The 5,162-nt window shown below is 67.3% G+C and carries 1 protein-coding gene; it reads left to right on the forward strand.

What is annotated here, in order from left to right:
- A partial coding sequence (gene tssI, locus C7402_RS45935) for a type VI secretion system tip protein TssI/VgrG (RefSeq protein WP_116615290.1) occupies positions 1 to 5,162 on the forward strand: 5,162 nt, incomplete at both ends.

Below are 5,162 nucleotides of genomic sequence, written 5' to 3' on the forward strand. Positions count from 1 at the left end.
TTCGTGCTCAGCGCCATCACGGGCGAGGAACGGCTCTCGACTGTCTGCCAGTACGACCTGACGCTCACCACGGCGCTGGACATGCCGGAGGAACAGGCCGCGGCCATCGACATCTCGCAGATCATCGGCACTGAACTGACGGTCACCATTGCGCTGGAAGGCATGGGCACCGTTGCGGGCGCAATGAATATCGGCGCGGGCACGCGCGAGATTTCCGGCGTTGTGATGGAGGCAAAATTCGCTGGACGCCTGAACCGGCAGTGCCGCTACGCCGTGGTGATCAAACCCTGGCTTGCCCTGCTCGACCTGACGACGGACTACAGGACCTTCCAGAGAAAATCTGTCATCGAAATCGTCGAGGAAGTCCTCGGCGTAGTGACGTTCTCGCACGAGTTCCGCACGGGCGGCACGTATGACCTGCTCGACTACGTGGTCCAGTACAACGAGACTTCGCTCGCGTTCGTGCAGCGGTTGCTTGCCGAGCACGGCATCGCCTGGTACGTCGAGCACAGCGACACGTTTCACCGCATCATCTTCGTGGATCACCTGGGCGGCTACGGGCCGGTCAAAAGCGAGGCGTATCACACGCTCGAATACCACGAGCCGGACCGCAAGATCGACCGGGAATACATCGACCGCTTCGAGCCGGTGCAACGGGTCACCACCGGCGTCTACGCCACCGACGACTACCACTTCAAGCAACCCGCCGCGAACCTCGCTTCGCAGGACGAATTGCAGCAGGACACGGCGCATGGCGACCTGGAAAAGCGCGAGTGGCCCGGCAACTACACGGACCACGGTGAAGGCACGGACATCGCGCGGTTGCGCATGGAGGCGCTGCGTGCACCGGGCGAGCGTGCCACCGGTCACGGCAACCTGCGCAATGTCGTGTGCGGCACGAGCTTCACGCTGGAGAACTTCCCGAGGCAGGAAGCGAACCGCGAGTACATCGTGCTATGGGCGAAGCTTACGCTGGAGGAAACCAGCGAGACGACCGGCAGCGGCGCGCAGTACCGCGTGGAGGTGGATTTCGAGGTGCAGCCCGCGACGGTGCAGTTCCGTCCTGCCCTGTTGCCGAAGCCGCGCACCAGCGGCCCGCAGACGGCGGTGGTGACCGGACCTGAAGGGCACGAAATCTGGACCGACCAGTACGGGCGCGTGAAGCTGCACTTCCGCTGGGACCACGCGGGGGCGATGGACCAGAACGCGTCGTGCTGGATCCGCGTGTCGTATCCGTGGGCGGGGTCGAACTTCGGGGGCATCCACGTTCCGCGCATCGGCACGGAAGTGATTGTGGACTTCGAGAACGGCGACCCGGCGCGACCGGTGGTGACAGGCCGCCTCTACAACGCGGCCACCATGCCGCCGTGGCAGCTGCCAGGTAACGCAACGCAAAGCGGCATCCTCACTCGCTCGTCGAAGGGCGGCGGCTACGGCAACGCCAATGCGATCCGTTTCGAGGACAAGGCGGGCCAGGAGCAGCTCTGGGTGCAGGCCGAGCGCAACATGGACACCGTGGTCGAGCACGACGAGACGCACACGGTGGGTCACGACCGCACGAAGACCATCGGCCACGACGAGACGGACCACATCGGGCGTAACTGGACGCTGACCACGGGCGGCTGGAAGTGGGAAACCATTGACCTGGCGGCGGTGCAGAGCGTGGGGCTGGGCCAGATGCTCAACGTGGGACTGGCATACAACGTGAACGTGGGCGGGCTGTACCTGCGCAACGTGGCGTTGCAGATGGCCAGCACGGTCGGCATGGACCGGCATGACCGGGTGGCGCAGAACTGGTCGTCGGACGTGGGCCACACGTACACGCTGACGGTGCGCGGTAAGGCGGTGGGTGACGCGGTGGCGAAGGACCTGGCGAACCCCATCGAGGCGACGCCGGACTTTGCGCCGAACCTGCCTGAGCCAGTATCGAGCGCGGAGAACAACCAGCTCCAGATAAAGGATTCGGGCGAGGCGCACCTGTCGGGGGCGAAGCAGGCGCAACTCATCGGCCCCGGTGGCAAGGTGACGATTGACGCGGCGGGGATCACGCTGGAGGGCACGGGGATCTACCTGAAGGCACCGGTGATCAGCATGGCCGGGGGAAGTGCGGGTGGGCTTGCGCCGGTCACGGAGGCGGATGCGGCCCCGAGTTGCGGGCAAACACCAACGAGCGCAACGAAGGCGACCTCCTGCAACCCGGTTGACCTGGCGACCGGCCAGAAGGTACTGGCGCAGGCAGACTTCGTCCTGCCTGGCCGCATCGCAATTGCCTGGGGGCGCAGCTACCGCAGCGCCGATCAGCGCGTGGGCGCACTTGGCACGGCCTGGTGTCTGCCGTACTCGACGGAAATCCGACGCGACGCCACGCAGCTCACGTACTTCGACGCCGATGGCCGCAGCCTGTGCTTCCCGCTGCTCGAACCGGATGAGGAGCACTTCCACGTCATCGAGAAATACACGCTTTCGCGCGGCGAGGACAGCCCGGCGGGCGCGACCTATGCCGTGCGCTTCGGCAACGGCGTCGAGGAGCACTACGTCATCCACCCGACCGACGACACGCGCTGGCAGCTCCAGCGCGTCACCGACCGCGATGCGAACGTCCTGTCGCTTGGCTACACGCCCGAAGGCTGGTTGCGCGAGGTGCGCAATAACCAGCACGCCGTGCGTTGCGACCTCGACGGCATGGGCCGCATCACGGCGGTGTCTCTCGACGGGCACGGCGCCCCGCTGCTGGCGAGCTATACCTACGACGCCAATGGCGACCTGCGCGAGGCGACCGACCGCGCCGGGCGCACCTGGCGCTACGAATACCGCCATCACCTGCTGACGGGCTACCGCACGCCCTCGGGCGCAATTCACATGTCCGAGTGGGATGGCGACACGCCGCAGGCGCGCGTGACGCGCACGTTCGCGTATGTCGATGACGAAACGGCGCGCGCGGGCAGGCCCGCCATCACGCGAGACACGCAATTCGCGTATCAACCCGCCAGCAGCACGACGCGCGTAACAGATGGCCTGGGACGCACCACCGAATACCACTACAACGGCCTGTGGGCGGTGGACCGCATCCTGTACCCGGACGGCAGCACGTCCCACACGCATTTCGATGAATCCGGCAGCGTGAGCGGCCACACTGACGAGCTGGGCCGTACCACGCAGATCGTCAACGATGCACGGGGCAACCCCACCACCGTCATCGATGCGGCGGGCAACATCACGCGCGTGAGCTATAACGACCTGAACCTGCCGGTGCTCATCACCGACCCGGCGGGCCAGGTCTGGCAGCGCGCGTATGACGACGCGGGGCACCTCGCAACGCAGACGGACCCGCTCGGTAACACGACGGCCTACGCGTATGAAAAAGGCGTGCCTGTGACGCGCACCGATGCGCTCGGTAACGTCACAACGATGCAGTACAACGACGCGGGCCAGCTCGTGGCGCGCACCGACTGCTCGGGCCATACGACGCAGTACTGCTACGACGGCGAGGGCCGACCCGCCACGACCATCGATCCGCTGGGGAACGAGAGCTGGCAGCACTGGGATGCCGCGAGGGACCGCCTGGACGGCATCACCCCGGCAGGGCTTGGCGCGTGGAATGTCAGCTACGACGATGCCGGGCGCGTCACGGCGCAGGCGGACCCGCTCAACCGGATCACGCGCACGCAGTGGGACGCGTACGACCAGCGCGCGGGCGTGACGGACCCCACTGGCGGCGCGCAGGGCTTTCGTTACGACGCCATCGGACGCCTGACGACCCTCACAAACGCCAACGGCGAACAGACCACCTTCGAATACGACAGCCGCGACCGGCTGGTGGCGCAGACCGGCTTCGACGGGCGGCGGCAGACGTACCGCTACAGCTCGGCGGGCGAGGTGATCGCCCGGACCGATCATGGCACGGATGGCCAGATCACGACCGACATCGCCTACGACGTGCTGGGCCGCCCGGTCGAGCGGCATGCCAGCGACGGCACGCACGCGAGCTACCGCTACGACGAGCGCGGGCTGCTCACGCAGGCGCAGGCGACTGCCCCCGGCGAGACGCCGAGCCAGGTCACGTATGAATACGACGCGGCGGGACGGCGTACGGGCGAAATGCAGGCGCACCACGGGCGGGTGTGGCGGCTCGCGCACGAACTGGACGCGCTGGGCCACCGCAGTGCCACGCACCTGCCCGATGCCGGGACACTGACGTGGCAGCGCTACGGCTCGGGCCACATCCACGGCGTGCTGTTCAACGGCGAGGCGCTGGCGGCCTTCGAGCGCGACGCGCTGCACCGCGAGACGCTGCGCACGCAGGGGGCGGTGGCGCATCACTTTGAATACAGTGCGGCGGGCCTGCTGGCCTCGCACCGCTGGCAGGGCGTGGACAGCGGGAGCCACCCGGCGGAAGCGATGAGGGTGTGGCGCGCCTGGGAGCACGACCGGGCGGGCCAGATCACCGCCATCCATGATGCGATGCGCGACAGCCGCGCCTACACGTACGATCCAGCGTCACGTCTGAGCGCCGTGACGGCGGGCCGTGCGAGCGAGATGTTCGCCTACGATCCGGCGGGCAACCTGCTGGCGGTCAGTCACGGCAAGGTGACGCATGTGGGTGTGGCGAAGGGCGACCGGCTGCTGTCACTGGTGATGCCGGAACTGCCGGTGGCGCAGACGCCGCAGTACGGCTACGACGGACACGGCAACCGCACCAGCGTGACGGTGCCGCAGGCCGATGCGTCGCAAGCGCTGACGGCCGCCTACCGCTACGACGGCGCGCACCAGCTCAGGAGGATCGAGCATGCGAACGGCGGGACAAGCCGCTATGAGTACGACGCGCTGGGGCGGCGCACGGCCAAACACCATACGGACGCGCAGGGCCGGACCATCACGACGCTGTTCGTTTGGGACGGCGACTGGATGGCGCAGGAGATTCGTGCGGGCCAGAGAAAGGCGACGCCCATCACGTATGTGGCCCACCCGGACCACGCGGGGCCGCTGGCGAAGCTCGACGGCGCTAACGCCTACCATTACGCAACTGACCACCTGGGCACGCCGCAGGAACTGTACGACGACCAGCGGCAGGTCGTGTGGGCAGCGGACCTGAGCGCCTACGGCAAGACGCGGGGCCACTTCAAGCGCGAGATCGACAACCCGATCCGCTTCCCCGGGCAGTA

This window comes from Paraburkholderia unamae, from assembly GCF_003096875.1.
Classification (GTDB): Bacteria; Pseudomonadota; Gammaproteobacteria; order Burkholderiales; family Burkholderiaceae; genus Paraburkholderia; species Paraburkholderia unamae.